We start from the raw sequence: 18,961 nt of genomic DNA, 5'->3' as shown, positions 1-18,961 counted from the left end.
ATCTCGGAAGGGTCATTGCGCGAGCAAAAGGCCTCGGTGCTGTGGATGCCGATGCGGCGGGACGCATCAGCCTCGGGCTGTTCTTCGCCGAGACCAACGGCAACCAGACCATCGGCAATGCGCGCTCGAACAAATACAAGGGCAGCCTGCAAACAGGTCCGCCCGAAGCTGAAAATGGCCGAAGGAAGTGGGCGGCGATCAAGCCGTCGATCGCATCGCTCGATCCGGGCCTGAGCCTTCGCGATGACAGGGAGGAGGCGCGGCTCGGCAATCTGGACCGTCGCTACAACCACTGGACCTCGGTGCGGGACGCGCTGATGAACGCCCACGCGGATATCTTCCCGCAGATCCCGGCGATCGTGAAGGCGCTGCCCGACCCGATCGATCAGTTGAAGCTGTTCGAACTGATCCAGATCATTCCCAGCCCGACCAAATCCGCGCTCCGGTCCGGCAATCCCATGGGCTACCGGGTTTCGGACCCCAGGATCATGGGATATCTGCGAAACAACAGCATGTTCGCCTATGGACGAGCCGACCGGGCAAGGACATCCGTGACCTTCCGCGAAATTCTCGATGCGATGTGGCTGTTCAACGCCAAATTCGAAAAGGCGCTTTCGATAGAAGACGGGATCAGGAAGGGGTCAAAGGGTTGAATGGTCAGGCCTCCATCGGTCATAATGACCCGAATGGCGCCTTGTGCCGCCATGCTGTCATGAGGCGCGAAGACGACCACGCCGGGGGAAAGCAGGCATTGCCGTCGACAGGAGGAAAATCCGCGCGCTCAGGCATTGGTGTCCGGTGCTACCGCACCGTGATCGCCGCGATGGCCGCCTTGATGCTTCTGCCGATCGAGGCCAGCGACGCCGGCTGGCTGTCGGATATGTTCAAGGGCTCGTCAAAGCCAGCCAAATCGGCAAAGCAGGCCACCTCGCCCAAGCCTGCCGCCGTGGCAAAGCGCGTGACCGCGGCGAAGCCTGCCGGTCCGGCAAAGCCCGCCGCCTCGCCCAGGCAGCGTAACGTAAGACTTGCCGCGCTGGGGCCGGTCGCCTTGAGCCCGTCCACGTTCAAACCGGCCGCGCCGTCATGCGACCCGGCGAAATTCCGGGTCGTCGTGGATGTCGGACATACCGCGGAGTCTGCGGGCGCGAGGAGCGCCCGCAACGTCTCCGAGTTCCTCTACAATCATCGGCTGGCGCAGCGGATCGAGCAGAGATTGAAGGACGACGGCTTTGCCCAGACCCGGTTGCTGCTGACCGAGGGCAAGGCCAGGCGCAGCCTGGTCAAGCGAGTCGCCACGGCCAACGACCTGCAAGCCCATCTCTTTCTGTCGATCCACCACGATTCCGTGCCCGCCAAATTCCTCGAAGAGTGGGAGTTCGACGGCAAGAAGAGCCGTTTCAGCGACCGCTTCAGCGGCTATTCCGTGTTCGTCTCCCGCGGGAATCCGGATTTCAGGACCAGCCTCGTCTTCGCCGAACTGGTGGCCAAGGAAATGAAGGCGCTGGGCCTGCGCTATGCCGAGCAATACAGCCAGCCGATCATGGGCCGGCACCGGCGTGAGTTGCTGAACAGGGAAACCGGGGTCTACCGCTACGACGAACTCGTGGTGCTGCGAACCACCCGGATGCCCGCCGTACTGCTGGAGGCGGGCTCGATCATCAATCGGGACGAAGAGCTCGCGATGGACTCGCCTGAACGCCAGAACATCATCAGCAGCGGCGTCACCGCGGCCGTCAAGCAGTTCTGCGATCAGCGATGGGCCGTGCTCGGTCCGATCTGACGCCTCACTTCACCATCGCGCCATAGACGATGTCCTGGACCTGCTCGCGGTAGTATTTCCGCAACTCGCCCGGCGCCGCGGTCCCGACCACCACGACGAGACGCTCCTTGGGATCGGCGAAGAACTGCGTGCCGTAGGCGCCATTCCAGCTGAATTCGCCGGGATTGCCGGGAACCGCCGACAGCCCCTCGCTGACGCGGACCGCCACCCCGAGGCCGAACGTAAAGCCGGCGCGATGCGCCTCCACATTGGCGACGTTGTTCCTGATCTCCGGCCCGAGGTGATTGGCGATCATGTGATGCACCGTCTTGGGGCCGAGGACGCGCTGGCCGTCCAGCTCGCCGCCGTTGAGCAGCATTTGGCCAAAGCGGACGTAGTCACCGACGGTGGCAAAGGCGCAGGCGCCGCCGCAGTCATGCCTGGTCGGCGTGTCCAAGAGCTTGATGGTCTGCGGCTTGCCCGTCAGCGGGTCGTTGGGGAACGGCCGGGCCAGACGCGGACGCTGCACCTCCGTAGGCTTGAACGTGGCATCTTTCATGCCGAGCGGCTGCCACACATTGGCAGCGAGGTATTCGCTGAGCCGCTGCTCGCTCACCTTCTCGACCACGGCGCCGAGCACGTCGATCGAAAACCCGTACTCGAAAACCTTGCCCGGTTGGTGCGCCAGCGGCAGCTTGGTGATGCGATCGATGAAGGCCTGCGTATCGCCTTCGATGGCCGGCGCCGTGCCATCAGGATACGCCCGCGCGACCGGGCTCGAACTGTCCGGGCGGCCGCCATACATCAGGCCGGAGGTGTGGCGATAGAGGTCGTGGATGAAGATCGGTGAAGCCTGCGCGTCGAGCTTCAGCGAACCGTCCGGCTGCTGGCTACCCACCTTCATCTCGGCAAAGGCCGGATAGTAGTCCGCGAGCCTGGCCTTGAGCGGCAAGCGCCCCTGCTCCATCAGCGTCAGCCCGGCGACCGCCGCCATCGGCTTGGTCATCGACGCAAGCGCAAAAATGGCGTCCGGCGGCATCGGCGTTCCCATGGCCGGATCGAGCTGGCCGTAGGCCTTGAAATGGACGAGCTTGCCGTCCCGGGCGATGGCGACCACGGCGCCGGGCACGCGCTTGGCGGCTATCTCGCGGGCGAAGAAATCGTCGAGCCGCGTCAGACCTCGTTGCGAGAATCCGACATCGTCAGGCCTGGCCTCGGGCAGCGGACCAGCATGTGCCGGGTTGATGACGATGCCGACAATCATGGCTGCGGTGATCATGAGCGTCTTCATGGTCGTCTCCCTCGAAGGTGGATCGATTATTGTTCGTTTGGGTGTCCGCCGATGGCATGCCCAGATCGCGTCTGCACTCGCGACAAGTCAAGTGCGGGAGCGCGCCGCAGCCATACAGCGACGCGTTGGCGGCCGGCGGCAGCGTCCGTGCACCCTCCACTCACCCGATCACGCGCTTCCATCAGGCATGGCCGTGCTTCTTCAGCCGGAACGCCAGCGCGACGAAGGTTACACCCAGCACCACGGAGTAGATGCCGATGACCCAGACCAGCGCCAGCGCGCCCGCGCCGGGAGCCAGCATCATGGCGACACCGAACAGCACCGAGATGACGCCGCCGAGGATCAGCCACCACTCATTGTCGATCTCCTTGCGCAACTGGATCGCGCCGATGATCTGCATCACGCCGGTCGCGATCGCCCATGCGGCGATGAAAAACAACAGCACCAGCGCGCTGAGGCCCGGCATCAGGAACGTCAGGAGCCCCGCCGCGATCCCGAGCAGACCGACGATGGCCAGCCACCAGCGCGGCGCCGGCGCGCCGCCAGTCACGGCGGCAACGATCGCCAGCACGCCATCCACCAGCGCAAAGGCGCCGTAGAACAGGATCAGCGTCAACAGCGTCAGGCCGGGCCAGGCAAAGGCGAGCATGCCGAAAATGATGGCGGCGATGCCCCGCAACAATAACAGCCACCAGTTCCTCGCCAGCGCATGCACCATGGCCGAGCCAAGGCCGGTTCCGGGTTGTCGATCTGATTGTACCGTGGACATCGGACAGTCCTCTCAAGGGATTGGAAGGGCGCCCGTCCAGCATATTCCGCAATCGTCCGAATGCAACCGTCGGCCTGCTCCGGAATGATGGAGCCATCCCGGAGCGTCGCCCCGGTTGGCGCGCGCCGCGCTCAATCCTTGTCTTCCAGCAGCGCCATGCGCACCTGCTTGAACTCCTGCAGCGACGCCTTGTCGACGCGGGGGAATTTCAGGTCGAGCTTTTCGAGCGCCGTGACGATGGCCGAGCCGATCACCACCCGCGCGAACCATTTGTGGTCCGCCGGCACCACGTGCCAAGGCGACAACGGCGTCGCGGTGTGACGCACGATGTCCTGGTACACCGCCATGTATCGCGGCCACAGCGCGCGCTCGGTGACGTCGCCCATCGAGAATTTCCAGTTCTTGGCGGGCTCCTCCAGCCGCTCCAGAAAGCGTTCGCGCTGCTCCTCCTTCGAGAGGTTAAGGAAGAATTTCAGCACCACGGTGCCGTTCCGCGCGAGATAGCGTTCGAACGCCGAAATGTCCTCGAACCGCTCGTGGAAGATTTTCTTCGTAACCAGCTCCGGCGGAAGCTTCTGCTTGTCCAGCAGTTCCGGATGCACCCGCGTCACCAGGCATTCCTCGTAATAGGAGCGATTGAAGATGCCGATGCGGCCGCGCTGCGGCAGGGCGATCGTGCTGCGCCACATGAAATCGTGATCGAGTTCGTGAGAGGTCGGCTGCTTGAAGGAATGGACGTCGCAGCCCTGCGGGTTGATGCCCTCGAAGATGCTCTTGATCGCGCCGTCCTTGCCGGAGGCATCCATGCCCTGAAAGATCAGCAGCAGCGACCAGCGGTCCTGGGCGTAGAGTTTTTCCTGAAAGTCGTTCAGCCGCTTGCGGTTGGCCTCGATGATCTTGCCGGCGCTGTCCTTGTCGAGACCGCCCTTCTCGCTGGTCTTGTGGGACTTCAGATGGAACTTGCCGGATCCGTCGTAGCGAAACGGTGCGACGAAGGACTTCAGCTGGTCGCCGAGCGACTGGGAGGAATTGTTGCTCATGGCAGGCGTTACCTTCTGTTCTCTCGCCCGCAGCCCATCCTTCGAGACGGCCTCGTTGCGAGTTTATCAGAATGAGGTTTTATCGGCTGAAATACAACAACCTCCTGCCCGCACTACGCCGATGCGATCGCGCGCGTGCGCGGCGTTGCGCAGCCAGGCCCCGGTCTCCAGCATGCCGACCCACGGCGCCGACAGAAAGCGCATCTTCGAGGCCAGGTGGCCGGCCTGCTTGCGGCGGTAATCGAAGTCCTCCGCCAGCTTGCGGTTGAAGAACAGGATGGCCTCGCCGGCGGCCATCCCGTTCTTGGTGCCGCCGAAGCAGAGCACGTCGACTCCGGCGCGCCAGGTCATGTCGGCCGGGCTGCATCGCAGGCTGGCGCAGGCATTTGCAAAACGCGCGCCGTCCATGTGGAGACTGAGACCCAGCTCGCGGCACACCGCCGAGATCGCCCGCAATTCGTCGAGACCATAGACCTGCCCGGTCTCGGTCGGCTGCGTCACCGTCACCACGCGTGGTTTTGGAAAATGGATATCGCTGCGGGCGGTCGCGATGGCGCGGATTGCATCCGGCGTCAGCTTGCCGCCGCTCGACGGCGCCACCAGCAGTTTCGAGCCGTTGGAAAAGAATTCCGGGGCGCCGCACTCGTCGGTCTCGACATGCGCCGCGTCCGAGCAGATCACGCTGTGGTAGGATTGGCAGAGCGACGCCAGCGCCAGCGAATTGGCCGCCGTGCCGTTGAAGGCAAAGAACACCTCGCAGTTGGTCTCGAACAGCGCGCGAACGGCATCCGATGCCCGGGCGGTCCAGAGGTCGTCGCCATAGGCGGGCGCGTGGCCATGGTTGGCCTCGGCCATCGCCGCCCAGGCCTCCGGGCAGATTCCGGAATAATTGTCGCTGGCGAATTGCTGGGGTTCGCTGGTCATACCGCACCGCCTTTTTTCAAGAAAGCCAGTGGCCGCAGCCCGGATGGAGCACTTGCGCAATCCGGGAAGCAACAGGCGAGACCGGCCCCGGATTGCGCCATCGGCCGCGCATTCTCGCGACCCGTTGGCTCCATCCGGGCTACAGGACTACAGGCTATTGAGAGAACTGCGCCTCAATAAAGGCGGTGACAAAGCGCGGCATCGCCGCGGTGAGATCGCCGATATCGCGCACCAGATGAACAGCGGAAAGCTCGGGCTGACGCTGCCGGGCGAGATTGGCCTCGATCCGCGTGCGCAGCGCTTCGCCCGGGCTATCGACGTTCAGGACCCGGATCATCGCGACCGACGCCCCGGAGACCACGCAGTCCCAATGCGCATCGGCGCGGTAGTCGGCCGCGGACAGCCCGGTTTCTTCCGCGACTTCGCGCACGACGCTGCCGGCGATGTCGACCGTGCCGGCGCAGATGTCGTCGAGGTCAGGCGTGCCCGACGGGAAGTAGATGCGTCCGGCGTTGGCGGTATGCTGGCCCATCTCGCCGAGCACGAAGGCGCCGTCGTTGCTGCGTAGCGCGCCCATCCCGAAACCGTTGAAGATATCCCGATCCGGAAAGCCCCAGTCGCGCCAGGCCAGGAAAGAGGCAAAATCCGTCTCGAAGTAACCGGCGCGAAAGCCTGACCCAGTGAACACGGGATTGCGCGCCAGCAGCAGGCGACCGTTCCAGATTTGCGGTTTCTCGCGCTGCTTGCCGGCGAAATGCGCTGTTATCTCGGCGCCCCGCTCGATCGCGAACGGCCACGACCATGGCTGCACATCCAACTCAAGCGTGGTGACCCGGTGAATGACCGGCAGCGTCATCGATAGCGCCTACTTCGCACCGGTCCCCGTGGTCTTCCTCGCCGCTTCGACGAACCTGTTGGTGAAGGTCTTGCTCAGGTCGATGTTGGCCTTCGCGACCTCGGGCGAACTTTCGCTGAACACCGCGAGTACCGCGTCCGCTCCCTTGGGATCCATCATGCCGGTTTTCGAATACATCGGGAGCGTGTTCTTGAGCGCGGCGAGATAGAGCTCCTTGTTCTTGCCGACGATTTCCGGCGGCATCTTCGCCATGATTTCCTCGGGCGAATGCGACTGGATCCAGTCCAGCGTGTTGACGATCGCATTGGTCAGGGCCTGCGCCTCCTTCTCATGCGATTTGATCCAGGCCGCCGTCGAGTAGAGCGAGCCACCGGGGTATTCGCCGCCGAATACGTCGAGCGTATCCTTCTGGGTGCGGGTATCGGCGAGGATGCGCAGGTCAGGGTAGCTGCCCTGCAGCACGGTGACCGAAGGGTCCAGCATCACGGCCGCTTCGATCTGGCCCTGCTGCATCGCGGCGACCGCGGTAGCGCCGAGGCCGACGCCGATCACGGCGACATCGGACGCGGCGACGCCGTTTTTCTTCAGGAGGTATTTCAGGAAAAAATCGGTCGAGGAACCCGGCGCGCTGACGCCGACCTTCCTGCCGGCGAGGTCCTTGATCGATTTGATCGCGGCGTTGTGCGAGGGCGATACCACCAGGACCAGTCCGGGATAGCGGTCATACACCACGAAGGATTGCATTTCCTGTTTCTTGGCGGCGAGGTTGACGGTGTGGTCGAAATAGCCTGACACCACGTCGGCGCTGCCGCCGAGCACCGCCTTCAGCGCGTCCGAGCCGCCCTTGAGGTCGACCAGTTCGACGGCCAGACCGGCCTTTTCGTATTCACCGAGTTGCCGCGCCAATACGGTCGGCAGATAGCACAGGCAGGCGCCGCCGCCGATTGCGACGGTGACCTTGGTTTGCGCCGCCGCGAGGCCGGATGTCAGCGCCAGCGCGACCAGCGCCCCGGCCAGCCTGCCCAAAATCGTCCTCATGGTATCCTCCGTGTATTCATTTATTGTCGCACGATAGAGCAGTGCGCGGCGCTTGAGAAGGTGACTTAGCCGTGGCCTCCGGCGCCGTCCGGCCGCCAGACCAGCAACCGCCGCTCGACGAATGTCACCAGCAGATCGATCAGGATGACGAAAGCCGAAAGCACGAACATGCCGGCGAATACCGCGGCGACGTCGAATATGCCTTCGGCCTGTTGGATCAAGTAGCCGAGCCCGGCCGCGGAACCCAGATACTCGCCGACCACGGCGCCGACCACAGCGAAGCCGACCGCGGTGTGGAGGGAAGAGAACATCCACGACAACGCCGACGGCCAGTAAACGTGCCGCGTCAGTTGCCGTTCGCTCATGCCGAGCATGCGGCCATTGGCGAGCACCGTCGGGCTGACTTCCTTGACGCCCTGATAGACGTTGAAAAACACGATGAAGAACACCAGGGTGACCCCGAGTGCGACCTTGGACCAGATGCCGAGCCCGAGCCACAGCGTGAAGATCGGCGCCAGCACCACGCGCGGCAGCGCGTTGGCCATCTTCACATAGGGATCGAAGATGGCCGCCACCCGCGGCTGGCGCGCGAACCAGAACCCGACCAGGACGCCGGCAACCGAACCGATCGTGAAGGCGAGCACCGATTCCCACAGCGTGATCAGGAGATGTTTCCAGATCGTGCCGCGCACGAACCAGTCGACGATCTGGCTCGCCACATCCACCGGGTTGGAGAAGAAAAACGGCGGCAGCAGGATGCGGCCGAAGATCGGCACGCTGGTGAGGAACTGCCACAGCGCGAGGCCGACCACGGCGACCATCAACTGGCAGAACAGCAGAACGGGCCGGCTCATCATGCGACCTCCGCCGGCGCCTGCGAGGACTGCGCATAGCCCTTCATCACCTCGTCCTTCAGCACGCTCCAGATCTCCCGGTGCAGCGCGTGAAACTCCCTCTCCATGCGGACCTCTGAAATGTCGCGCGGGCGGGCAAGCGGCACCTTCCAGTCGCCGATGATGCGCGCGCCCGGCCCCGCCGACATAATCACGACGCGGTCGGCCAGCGCGATCGCCTCCTCGAGATCATGGGTGACGAACAGCACCGCCTTACGGTCGGCGTTCCACAGGTCCAGCAGCAGATTGCCCATGATCTGACGGGTCTGGGCGTCGAGCGGCCCGAACGGCTCGTCCATCAGCAGGATCTTGGGGTCGCGGATCAGCACTTGGGCAAGTCCGACGCGCTTGCGCTGGCCGCCCGACAGCATGTGCGGATAGCGGCCGGCGAAGGCGCCGAGACCGACCGAGGTCAGCCAGCCCTGCGCCCGTTCCAGCGCCTGCGCGCGGGGCGCGCCCTTGATTTCGAGCCCGATGGCGACGTTGTCGATTGCGGTCTTCCACGGGAACAGCGCATCGGCCTGAAACAGGTAGCCGGCGTCCTTGTTGAGGCCGGTCAGCGGCTGGTCGAAGATGCGCACCGCGCCCGATGCCGGCTTGAGCAGCCCGGCGGCGACGTTGAGCAATGTCGATTTTCCGCAGCCGGTGGGCCCGACAATGGCGACGAACTCGCCGTGCTCGACCGAAAGACTGGCCTGCTCGACCGCGGTATAGACCCTGTTATCGGCCAATCGGAACGCCACCGTCGCGTCATCCAGCGCGACCGCCGTCGGCTTTGTCGTATCCACCCTCGTCCCCTCCAGGTTTGCAGGATGCCTTAGCGTTTTGTGAGGACAAGTTCAACGAAGCGCCGCAACGTGCTACTTCAGGCTTGGCCGTCCTTCACCGGGGGGCAAGCGGAACCGTGGGCCGGCTGCATGCAACGTTCTCCCCTGATCGCCTTCGCGCATGTCGGCAAAAGCTTCGCCGGCGGTCGCGGCGCGCAGGCGGTTCGGGCGGTGGACGACGTCTCGCTAGCGGTCGCCGAGGGCGAATTTCTCGCCATCGTCGGCGGCTCCGGCTCCGGCAAGACCACGCTGCTGCGACTGGCGAACCGGTTGATCGATGCCGACGAGGGCGAGATCACGGTCGAGGGCGAGGACGTGCGCAGCGTCGATCCGATAAAGCTGCGCCGCCGTATCGGCTATGTATTCCAGAGCGGCGGGCTGTTCCCGCATTTCAGCGTGTCGGGCAATATAGGCATCACGCCGAAGCTGATCGGCACCCCGGCCGACGCAATCGCGGCAAGGGTGGACGAACTGCTCGATCTGGTGCGGCTCGACCGCGCGCTGTACCGCGACCGTTTTCCGCATGAATTGTCGGGCGGGCAGCGCCAGCGCGTCGGGGTCGCCCGCGCACTGGCGGCAAGGCCGCGCATCGTGCTGATGGACGAGCCGTTCGGCGCGCTCGACCCGCTCACCCGCGACGCGCTCGGCGACGATTATCGCGAGTTGCACCGCAAGCTCGGGCTGACCACGGTCATGATCACCCATGACATGACCGAAGCGATCCTGCTGGCCGACCGCATTGCAGTGATGCGCAGCGGAAGACTGCTGGCGCAGGGCACGCCGGCGCAGCTTTCCCGCAGCGGTGACGCTTACGTCGGCGAATTGCTGCGCACGCCGCGGCGGCAGGCCGAGCGGCTCAACGCATTGCTGCCGCGGGACGGCGCGGCATGAGCTTTTTCTCCGATCCACGCTGGGGCGAAGCGCTCGCGCATCTGCCGGACTATCTCGGCAATCATGTCCGCGTTTCCGTCACGGCGCTGGCGCTCGGGCTCATGATCAGCCTGCCCCTCGCGATTGCGGCACGCAATCGTCGAGCCATGCGCGGCGCGCTGCTTGGGCTCGCCAGCATCGTGCAGACGGTGCCGGGGCTGGCGCTGCTGGCGCTGTTCTATCCGGTGCTGCTGGCACTGGCGGCGTTGTCGCTGTCGTGGTTCGGCATTGGCTTTTCCGCGTTCGGATTTCTGCCGGCGGTACTTGCGCTGGCGCTGTATTCGATGCTGCCGGTGCTGCGCAACACCATCACCGGCCTTGGCGGCGTCGACCCCGCGATCCGCGAGGCGGCGCAGGGCGTCGGCATGACGCCGGCGCAGTCGCTGTTTCAGGTCGAGCTGCCGCTGGCGCTGCCGGTCATGATGGCGGGCATTCGCACCGCGGCGGTCTGGGTGATCGGCACCGCGACGCTGTCGACCCCGATCGGGCAGACCAGCCTCGGCAATTACATTTTTGCCGGCCTGCAAACCCAGAACTGGGTGTTCGTGCTGTTCGGCTGCCTCGCTGCCGCAGTGCTTGCGCTCGCGGTGGACCAGTTGCTGGCGTTGATCGAAGTCGGCATCCGCCACCGCAGCCGGCTGCGCGTGCTGGCGGGCAGCGCCGGCATCGCCGCGCTGGTGGCGGCCACGCTGGTACCGACAATGTCGCGTTCGCCGTCGAGCTATATCGTCGGCGCCAAGACCTTTGGCGAGCAGTATGTGCTGTCGGCGCTGATGTCGCAGCGGCTGCGGGCTGCGGGATTTTCCGCCAGTTCGCGCGAGGGCCTCGGCTCCAACGTGATCTTCGAGGCGCTGGCGTCCAATGACATCGACGTCTATGTCGATTATTCCGGCACGCTGTGGGTCAACCAGTTTCACCGCGCCGACATCAGGCCGCGCGCGGAACTGCTGGCCGAGTTGAACGTCATGCTGGCGCGCCAGAACATCACGCTGCTGGGCGAACTCGGCTTTGAAAACGCCTATGCGCTGGTGATGCCGCGCCAACGCGCGGAAGCATTGGGTATTCGATCGATCGCCGATCTCGCCGCGCATGCCCAGGGCATGTCGATGGCGGCGGACTATGAATTCTTCTCGCGGCCGGAATGGGCCGGCTTGCAGAAGCAATATGGACTGAAGTTTCGCGCGCAGCGGCAGATGCAGCCGGATTTCATGTATGCCGCGGCCGGCTCCGGCGAGGTCGATGTCATCGCGGGCTATACCAGCGACGGCCTGATCGCCAAATACGATCTCGTGGTGCTGGACGATGTCAGGCGCGCGATCCCGCCCTACGACGCCATCGTGCTGCTGGCGCCGAAGCGCGCCAACGACGAGGCGTTGCGCGCGGCGCTGGCGCCGCTGCTTGGCCGCATCGACATCGCCAGCATGCGCGAGGCCAATCTGCGCGCCGCCGGCGGCGACGGCGCATCGTCGCCGGACGCCGTGGCGCGCTGGCTGTGGGAGAAGATCGGGAGGTAGCGGTGAGCATGCCTTCGTCAAGGCCTTTGGCGACCCGTCGACAGCTTTCGCGCAAACACTAACGCTTGGGCTTTTGGGTCCCTGCTTTCGCAGGAGCGACGGTGGCGGGCGCGACGGCTGGAGGGTTTGCCTCAATCGCGCTTCCAACGGTCATGAGGTGGACCCGCTGGTTGGCCGGCGCGGCCGGACGGGTGGCGTCCAGCAGTTGCTCCTCACCGAGACCGAGCGACAGCAGCCGCTTCGGGTTGATCTTGAAGGTGTTGACCAGCACTTCACGGATCACGTCGGCCCGCCGCTGGCTCAGCGACAGGTTGATATCGCGCCGGCCGGTCGACACGGTATGCCCGACGATCAGGAATTTGTATCCGAGCATCGAGGGATGGGTCAGCGTATCGGCGATCCGCCCCAGCACCCGGTACGATTCCGGCCGGACCACGGCGGCGTCGGCGTCGAATTGAATATCGGCCACCAGCTGCGGCAGCTTGAGCAATTGCGGGGCGACCAGCGGCCGCTTGATCGGCTGCGCATCGGCCCTCGACTTGACGCGTTCCGTCACCTGTTGCCGCAAGGCGGCGACATCCAGATCCGGTGCGGTTTCAAGGCCGGCCAGTCGCTTGACCCAGTCTTCCGAGCTGCTCGCCGCCGGCGTTTGCGCCCGAGCCGGCAGCGCCGCACAGCCGAGCAGCGCCACCACCAGCAGCCCGATAGGGGCCAGGCTTCTGCTTGCCCGTCGCATCAGCGATACCCCGCTTCGATGACGGACTTGTTGCAATTGATGCCGATGCCGCGCGGCCCCGCTATCAGGCACTCCAGGGCTTTGGTGCGATCGGCCTTGTCCGTGACGCCGCACAGTTTGACGATGTCGCGCTCGCAGAGCTTGAAGACGGCGGCGCGCGCGGTTACCCGCTTCTGGATCGCTTCGAACGCCTTGCCGTAGTCGCTCTTGCACTGCGGCGACAGCACATCCTGGTTGCGCGACAGGCAGTCCTTCATGCGCGTGGGGTCGAGATTGACGCCGCGGCAATTGGCCTCGATATCCTTGGCGCAGCTCGCCCCCAGCAGGGCCGCCGAGTCCTCAAATTTGACGGTCTGCGCCAGCGCCGGCGAGCAGGCGGCGACCGGAAGCACGAGCAGTATCGATCGGATCCAATTCATGGGATTCATCTCATATGATGCTGGCGCCCGCGGTCAAGCCTTGCAGCGGGAAAATGGCAGGGATAGAGGCCGCACCAAGACGAAGGCGCACCACGCCCGAAGGTTTTGGCAGGAAAACCCCTGTTGGTCGGGAGGATGGTCAGGCGTCCGGCCGCGCCCGGATCAATCCGCGCGCACACGAATCGGCGCTTCCGCCCCACCCCGCCTCAGGTGAAAGCCGTCGCCAGGAAGGCGGCGAGGATGCCGCCGATCAAGAGATACTTCACCGCATAATAGACCTGCTTGTTCCAGGCCTTCATCCGCTTGCCCACCAGCCGCACCTGGTAGACGGAGCCGAAGATCCGGTTCAGCCAGCCGATGCGCTCGCCATCCTCGTTCTGGGTAGCGCTCTCGTTGATGATGTGCGTGGAGACCCAGCGATTGACCGCGGTCATGGCCCGGGTGCGCAGGGGACGTTCGACATCGCAGAACAGGATGATGCGGTCGTCGCTGGTGGTGTTCTCGGCATAGTGCAGATAGGTCTCGTCGAACAGCAGGCCGCCACCCTCTTTCCAGTAATGGGGCTCGCCGTCGATGAAGATCCGGCATTCGCCCGGCGATTTCGGCACCAGCAATCCCAGATGATAGCGCAGCGAACCCGCATAGGGATCGCGGTGCTGCACCAGTTTGCCGCCGGGCGGCAGGCTGGCGAACATCGCGCCCTTGACGTTCGGGATCGAATTCAGGAGTTCGACCGTCCGGGGGCAATTGGCCAGCGCCGACGGCAGCGCCGCGCCATACCATTTCAGGTAAAACCGCTTCCATCCGGTGCGGAAGAACGAATTAAAACCCCAGTCGTTGTATTTGTCCGCGGCCTTGATCTGGCCCTGCGCGAACAGCACCAGCGCCTCCTCGCGGATCGGCTGCCAGTTGTCGCGCAGTACTTTAAGTTCGGGGATGGATTCTTCATCCAGAATTGGCCGGTTCGGCACCGCCGAGAACAGGTACATCAGCACATTATAGGGCGCCATGAGGGTAGAATGGTCGGTGAGTTGCCGGAAGAACCCGAGCCGTACCTTGCCGCGGAAATGCACGGCCAGCGCCGAACCGATGAAGGCCCAGAGCACGAGAAACTGCGGCGCAAACAGACGCATCACCATGGCAAAAAACCCAGTAAAAAAAAGGCCCCAACTCTTGCCGATGGTAGCAGGTTTTCGAGGCCTCACTCAAGGCAGCAGACCGCTTCGCCGGGCCGGAACCCCGGCACCTTTGGGTCCCGCGGGCCTACAGCCCCCGCACCAGGCCGGCGTCGATCAGCATGCGGTTGAAGCGGCGGGCTTCCGCGCCACCCCGGCAGGCATAGAACAGGCCTTTGCAGCGCAGCATGATCTTTTTCTGCTCCGCGAAGGACGGATCGAGCGGGACGCCAGCGGCGTCCTGGATCACGATCGGGAGATAGGCCGCATCGAGCGTTTCCAGCGCCGACGACAGATCGGGCGGTGAGAAGTTGATCCCATCGAGCGCGTAGTAGGTCGAGAAGTAGCGCGGATCCGCCGCCATCAGGCGCTGCGCCAGCACTTTCCGGTCGATGCCGGGCTCCAGCATTTTCTGCGAGATCGCCGGCTGGTGGTCGCCGAAGCGCAGGACCATGAACGACTGGTCCGGATAATCGCGCGCCAGCCGGGCAGTGAAATCGCTGTAGTCCTTTGCGGTCATGCGCTGGCGGCGAATATATTCATCGATCTCCGCGGTATTGCCCGGCGGCGTCCAGTCCGGCGTCAGGTCGGGCCGGTAGACGCTGGTCCAGGGAAAATGATTGGCCGTGAGATACACGAACATGAAGATCGGCGACTGGGACGGCTGCTGGCCCGCAAACACCTTGAGGGCCTGATCGAAGTAGAACTTGTCGGGCAGCATGTCCTCGCTGGTGCCCATATCCGCCATGTCCATGAAATGGCCGACCCCGGTGCCCTTCTGGAAGGCGCGCGCGCCGAGGAAGTTCCCATAGGTCGGATAGAGCGAGAAGGTCTTGTAGCCGCACCGCTTCAGCGCCTGCGGCAGTCCGCGCGCAACACGGCCGGCGGTGATCCGGGTGACGTAAAATTTCAGGTCGCCGAACGATCGCGCCGACATGCCGCTCAGCACGTTGAACTCGGTGTACCAGGTCGGGCCGCCGGTCGCTTCCGCAATCATGGTGCGCTGGATCCCGTCGATCGACTTGAAGAAATCAGTGTAGCCCTCGGGCACCTTGACGCCGGGGGCCGCGGTGACATCGAAGCTCGACTCGTCGAGCAGCATGATGATGTGCGGCCGCTTCACGCTGGTGTCGCAATCCTCGCCCGGCGGCAGCGCAGGACGACCGGCAGCGTGGGCTCGCGGGGTCAGACCGCTCTCAGCCGGATCGGCCTCGATCCATCCGGTCGAGGTCAGCCGCGACACCGCCACCACGCCGGAGCGCGCAAGGTTGGAAATGTGGTTGACGCCCTGGAACGGCTCCCACGGCTCTTCGGGCGCCGCCACCGACATCACCGACATCGACAGCGTTGTTGCGACAAGAACGGCCAGCGAAAGTCGGCGTCCGATGCGAAACGGATCGGCGCGCCAGACCAGCCACAGCACCGGAACTGCGACGACCAGCGCGACGGTCAATTGGGTCCACAACCGCGGGAATACCGAGAGCATGAACGAAAAGGTGTCGCGATCGATGATCAGGAAATCGAGGAATGTCAGCGACAGCTGCAGAATGTCGAACTTGAAGCGCGACATCACGATCAGCAGCACCACCAAAACCAGAGCGAGCGCCGCCGAGACGCCCGGTCGCGGCAGCACGAGCAGGAAAAGGCAATTGATGAACAGCCACGCCAGCACGGACAGGGTGATCGCAAAGGGGCCGTATTCCCACGACAGCAGGACAGCCAACGCCGCTAGATGCAATGCGACCACCATGCCAACGCCGGCATGGAAGCGGACGCCGCGCGCGGCGCCGGTCGAGCCTGTTTCGGATGCAACGGAGGCTGGCATGTTCACCTCCGGTGCTAGAGGCTCTTGACGAAACCGGCGTCGATCAACAGCCGGTTGAAGCGCCGGGCTTCCGCGCCGCCCTTGCAGGCGTAGAACACACCCTTGCAGCGCATCATGATGCTCTTCTGCTCCTCGAACGAGGGATCGAGCGGAATTCCCGCGGCTTCCTGAATCACCAGCGGCAGATAGGGCGCGTCGATGGTTTCCATCACCACGGGGCTCTTCACCGGCTCGAAGTTGATGGTGTCGATCGCATAATAGGTCGCGAAGTAACGCGGGTCGTAATTCTCGAATTTCTTGCCGACGGCGGCCTCATCAAGACCGGGGTCGAGGATATCCGCGGAGAATTCCGGCTGGTGATCGCCATAGCGCACGATCAGGAACGGCTGCGCCGGAAACTTCTTCTTCAACCCCGCCACGAACGCCGAATAGTCGTCGGCGCTCATCGTCTGCCGGCGCAGATATTCATCGATCTTCGGTCCGTTGCCCGGACCGGACCATGACGGCGTCAAGTCGGCACGAAACGGCTTCTCCCACGGGAAGTGATTGGCGGCGAGGTACACGAAGATGAACTGCGGCTTCGCCAGTGCGTCCTGCGACAACAGGCTCAGGGCCTTGTCGTAGAAGAAGCGGTCGGGCTCGACGCCCCTGGCGCCGAGAGCACGCGCGTCCAGGAAATTCTGGATCCCGGTGGTGGTGTGGAATTGGCGCGCGCTCATGAACGCGCCATGGGCCGGATAGAGCGACGTCGTGCTGTAGCCGCAGCGGCGCAGCGCCAGCGGCAAGCCGCGCTCGACGCGGCCCGCGGCGATGCGGGTCACGAAATAGGAAAAACGGCCGAACGAGCGCGACGACAGCCCGGCCAGCACGTTGTATTCGGTCGCCCAGCTGGCCCCGCCGCTGATCTCGGGCATGAAGGTGCGCGACTTGCCGTCCGTCGATTTGAAGTGACTGCCATAGCCCGAGGGAAGCTTGATCCCCCTGGCCTGCCGAACGTCGAAACTCGACTCGTCATGGATCATGATGATGTGGGGCCGCCGCCCCGAGGGCGCGCAAGCGTCTTCCAGCGGCACCTTGAGGCGTTCGGCCGCGACGGCGTCGGATTCCATGAAGCCGTAATTGAGGAAATCCGACACCGCGGTGACGCCGGAGTAGGAGAATTTCGAAAGATACCCGTCGTTGTGATAGCCGCGCCAGGGGTGCTCGGGCCACACATAGGCATATCCCACCAGCGCGGCCAGACAGGCCAGCTTGCTGGCCAGCGCTGGCAGGCGGCGGATCCGGAACGGGTCGAGCCACCACAGCGCGTACATCAGGGGGAGGATGAGGACAGCCGCGCCGATCACGGACCAGCGCAGGTTGGGGAAGATCGTAAACAGGAACGCCGCGCTGTCGCGGTCGATCACCATCACGTCGATGAAGTTCGCGGTCATCTGCACGATGCCGTGCTTGAGCTGCGACAGCAGGATCAGCACCACGACCAGGGTCAGCGACAGCGCGCCCGACAGTGCCGGACGCCGCAGCAGCGCGATCCAGAAGAAGTTCAGCAGCCCCCAGGACAGCAGAAAACCGACCCGCGAACCGAAGTCGCTTTCGGTCTGCAGCATCAGGCCGATCGCCGCCAGATGGGGTGCCGCGACGGCAAACAGCCGCCAGAAGCCTATCGAGGCGAGGCCTGCGGCGGCAACGGTAGCGACGGGACCTGGATTTGGCGCGGGCGCCATGGACGGGACGCAACTATACCCGGCACTGCCTTTGAGCCTTGGCTGGCGATGACCAGGAGACGGACGTCGCATCCGGAGCCTGCGACGTGTCATAAAAATGTAGGGGAAACGTCATGAACGCGCAATGAATTTGCCGCCGGCGTGAATGAGCAATTTTGCACATGGGCGCTTTCGCGCGCGGGTCGGGACAGCGGCGCGCCCCCGCAGTTGCGGGCACCTCCCCTGGAGGGACCCTCCAGGGGAGAGTAAGCGCTCAAGCGGTCAGCGGCACGCCGTAATAGTCGTTTACCGCACGGGTGCGGGACGTGTCCGACCAGTTCCAGCTGTTGTCGTTGCCGTATCGGGGCGCACCTTCAAGCTGCTTCTGCGTGATGCCCGTGATGTAGCCTTCCAGATTGGTGTCGTATTTCAGCGACTGCCAGGGCAGCGGATAGTGATCGTCGCCGATGCCCAGAAACCCGCCGAAGCTCAGCACGGCGTAGGAAACCCTGCCGCTGATCTTGTCGATCATGACGCGTTCGATGGTTCCGATCTTCTCGCTGTTGGCGCCGTAAACGGCGGTTCCTTCGACCTTGTCGCTGCCGATCAAGGTTCCTGTCTCGCGGAATTCGATGGCCATATCTCGTTCTCCTCTGCTGTCGACGAAAAACGGTCACGACAAGCGTTTGTTCCGAATTGTGCTTCAGCCGACACTCGACCGACTACCGGCCGGGCGGCTTTCTGGCGATGCCCTCGATGAACAGATCGAGGATCGCCTCGGCGGTCGGCCCGGCCTCCTCTTCCGCAACGCCCCAGCGCGGAAAGTGCCCGTCGATGTTCATGCGGGCGAAGCCATAGACCAAAGCGCGGCCGGCGATCTGGACCCGTTTCAGGTCTGCGCTGCGCAATTGGCCCAGCGCAAACGCATCGGCCAGGGTGCGCTCGGCCAGGCCGATCAATTCGGCATTGTCGCGGGACAGTTCGGACGCCTTGTCATGGACGAAATACCGGCCGCTGGAGATGATCTCGAAATGGGCCGGGTTGCGCATCGCCCAGCGCAGATAGGCGAGCCCGAGCGCGCGAAACCGGGCCAGCGGGTCGCTGTCAGGCACATCGGCCAACGCGGCTGATATCTCGGCCCGGAAGCGCTGCTGCGCTTCGCCGGCCACCGCCGTCATCAGGGCGTCGCGGTTCGGAAAATGCCGGAACGGGGCGCCCGGCGAGACCCCGGCGCGGCGCGCGGCCTCGCGCACGCTGACCGC

17 protein-coding genes and 2 pseudogenes are annotated in these 18,961 nt (G+C 64.4%); 4 read left to right on the top strand and 15 right to left on the bottom strand.

Features of this window, described 5'->3' with window-relative positions; translation table 11 throughout:
- Both Q8N40_RS05645 and Q8N40_RS05640 read left to right on the top strand, forming a co-directional pair.
- Nucleotides 1-653: pseudogene (locus Q8N40_RS05645) on the top strand (hypothetical protein); the annotation flags it as partial.
- A gap of 59 nt (nucleotides 654-712) precedes the next feature.
- Complete coding sequence (locus Q8N40_RS05640) at nucleotides 713-1,780, top strand: N-acetylmuramoyl-L-alanine amidase (RefSeq protein WP_371135623.1); 1,068 nt, start codon at nucleotides 713-715, stop codon at nucleotides 1,778-1,780.
- A 4-nt stretch (nucleotides 1,781-1,784) separates the two neighbouring features.
- Here Q8N40_RS05640 and Q8N40_RS05635 read toward each other — a convergent pair whose 3' ends face one another.
- The 8 genes and pseudogenes from Q8N40_RS05635 to Q8N40_RS05600 form a co-directional block, all read right to left on the bottom strand.
- Entirely contained in the window at nucleotides 1,785-3,050 is a 1,266-nt protein-coding gene (locus Q8N40_RS05635; protein ID WP_371135622.1) for a serine hydrolase domain-containing protein, read from the bottom strand.
- 181 nt (nucleotides 3,051-3,231) lie between these two features.
- Entirely contained in the window at nucleotides 3,232-3,819 is a 588-nt protein-coding gene (locus Q8N40_RS05630; RefSeq protein ID WP_305711109.1) for an HdeD family acid-resistance protein, read from the bottom strand.
- Between the two features lie 131 nt (nucleotides 3,820-3,950).
- Nucleotides 3,951-4,859, bottom strand: coding sequence for a polyphosphate kinase 2 family protein (locus Q8N40_RS05625; RefSeq protein ID WP_305711108.1), 909 nt, complete (start codon nucleotides 4,857-4,859; stop codon nucleotides 3,951-3,953).
- Between the two features lie 126 nt (nucleotides 4,860-4,985).
- Nucleotides 4,986-5,783, bottom strand: a pseudogene (locus Q8N40_RS05620) (low specificity L-threonine aldolase); the annotation flags it as partial.
- Between the two features lie 154 nt (nucleotides 5,784-5,937).
- On the bottom strand, nucleotides 5,938-6,639 hold the full coding sequence (locus Q8N40_RS05615) for an NUDIX hydrolase (protein WP_305711106.1): 702 nt from the start codon (nucleotides 6,637-6,639) through the stop codon (nucleotides 5,938-5,940).
- Nucleotides 6,640-6,648: 9 nt separating this feature from the next.
- Nucleotides 6,649-7,677 carry an ABC transporter substrate-binding protein gene (locus Q8N40_RS05610; protein ID WP_305711105.1) on the bottom strand — a complete coding sequence of 343 codons (1,029 nt, stop codon included), beginning with the start codon at nucleotides 7,675-7,677 and terminating at the stop codon, nucleotides 6,649-6,651.
- Between the two features lie 65 nt (nucleotides 7,678-7,742).
- Nucleotides 7,743-8,531 carry an ABC transporter permease gene (locus tag Q8N40_RS05605; protein WP_305320763.1) on the bottom strand — a complete coding sequence of 263 codons (789 nt, stop codon included), beginning with the start codon at nucleotides 8,529-8,531 and terminating at the stop codon, nucleotides 7,743-7,745.
- On the bottom strand, nucleotides 8,531-9,358 hold the full coding sequence (locus tag Q8N40_RS05600) for an ABC transporter ATP-binding protein (RefSeq protein ID WP_305320764.1): 828 nt from the start codon (nucleotides 9,356-9,358) through the stop codon (nucleotides 8,531-8,533). Before Q8N40_RS05600 ends, Q8N40_RS05605 begins: the two co-directional genes overlap by 1 nt.
- A gap of 129 nt (nucleotides 9,359-9,487) precedes the next feature.
- Between Q8N40_RS05600 and Q8N40_RS05595 the strand changes: the two genes are divergently transcribed.
- Together Q8N40_RS05595 and Q8N40_RS05590 are read left to right on the top strand one after the other, a co-directional pair.
- Entirely contained in the window at nucleotides 9,488-10,288 is an 801-nt protein-coding gene (locus tag Q8N40_RS05595; protein ID WP_305320765.1) for an ATP-binding cassette domain-containing protein, read from the top strand.
- Nucleotides 10,285-11,841: an ABC transporter permease/substrate-binding protein gene (locus Q8N40_RS05590; RefSeq protein WP_305711104.1), complete on the top strand. Its 1,557-nt coding sequence runs from the start codon at nucleotides 10,285-10,287 to the stop codon at nucleotides 11,839-11,841. Before Q8N40_RS05595 ends, Q8N40_RS05590 begins: the two co-directional genes overlap by 4 nt.
- Nucleotides 11,842-11,899: 58 nt before the next feature.
- Here the strand turns inward: Q8N40_RS05590 and Q8N40_RS05585 are convergent, their stop codons facing one another.
- From Q8N40_RS05585 to Q8N40_RS05555, 7 genes are all read right to left on the bottom strand, one after another.
- Entirely contained in the window at nucleotides 11,900-12,577 is a 678-nt protein-coding gene (locus tag Q8N40_RS05585; protein WP_305711103.1) for an OmpA family protein, read from the bottom strand.
- Nucleotides 12,577-12,996 carry a hypothetical protein gene (locus Q8N40_RS05580; RefSeq protein WP_305320768.1) on the bottom strand — a complete coding sequence of 140 codons (420 nt, stop codon included), beginning with the start codon at nucleotides 12,994-12,996 and terminating at the stop codon, nucleotides 12,577-12,579. Before Q8N40_RS05580 ends, Q8N40_RS05585 begins: the two co-directional genes overlap by 1 nt.
- A gap of 206 nt (nucleotides 12,997-13,202) precedes the next feature.
- Complete coding sequence (locus tag Q8N40_RS05575) at nucleotides 13,203-14,135, bottom strand: aspartyl/asparaginyl beta-hydroxylase domain-containing protein (RefSeq protein WP_305320769.1); 933 nt, start codon at nucleotides 14,133-14,135, stop codon at nucleotides 13,203-13,205.
- Between the two features lie 124 nt (nucleotides 14,136-14,259).
- Nucleotides 14,260-15,996 (bottom strand): sulfatase-like hydrolase/transferase, encoded by a 1,737-nt coding sequence (locus Q8N40_RS05570; protein ID WP_305711102.1) that lies wholly within the window; start codon nucleotides 15,994-15,996, stop codon nucleotides 14,260-14,262.
- Nucleotides 15,997-16,010: 14 nt separating this feature from the next.
- On the bottom strand, nucleotides 16,011-17,720 hold the full coding sequence (locus Q8N40_RS05565; protein WP_305320771.1) for a sulfatase-like hydrolase/transferase: 1,710 nt from the start codon (nucleotides 17,718-17,720) through the stop codon (nucleotides 16,011-16,013).
- A gap of 253 nt (nucleotides 17,721-17,973) precedes the next feature.
- Nucleotides 17,974-18,339, bottom strand: coding sequence for a PRC-barrel domain-containing protein (locus Q8N40_RS05560; RefSeq protein ID WP_305711101.1), 366 nt, complete (start codon nucleotides 18,337-18,339; stop codon nucleotides 17,974-17,976).
- A gap of 82 nt (nucleotides 18,340-18,421) precedes the next feature.
- Nucleotides 18,422-18,961 (bottom strand): TetR/AcrR family transcriptional regulator (locus tag Q8N40_RS05555; RefSeq protein WP_305711100.1); only part of this gene is annotated, 540 nt, incomplete at its 5' end.

The organism is Bradyrhizobium sp. (assembly GCF_030693485.1).
Lineage (GTDB): Bacteria > Pseudomonadota > Alphaproteobacteria > Rhizobiales > Xanthobacteraceae > Bradyrhizobium.
The sequence above is the reverse complement of the archived record's forward strand: the minus strand, read 5'-3'. Positions and strand labels throughout refer to the sequence as shown.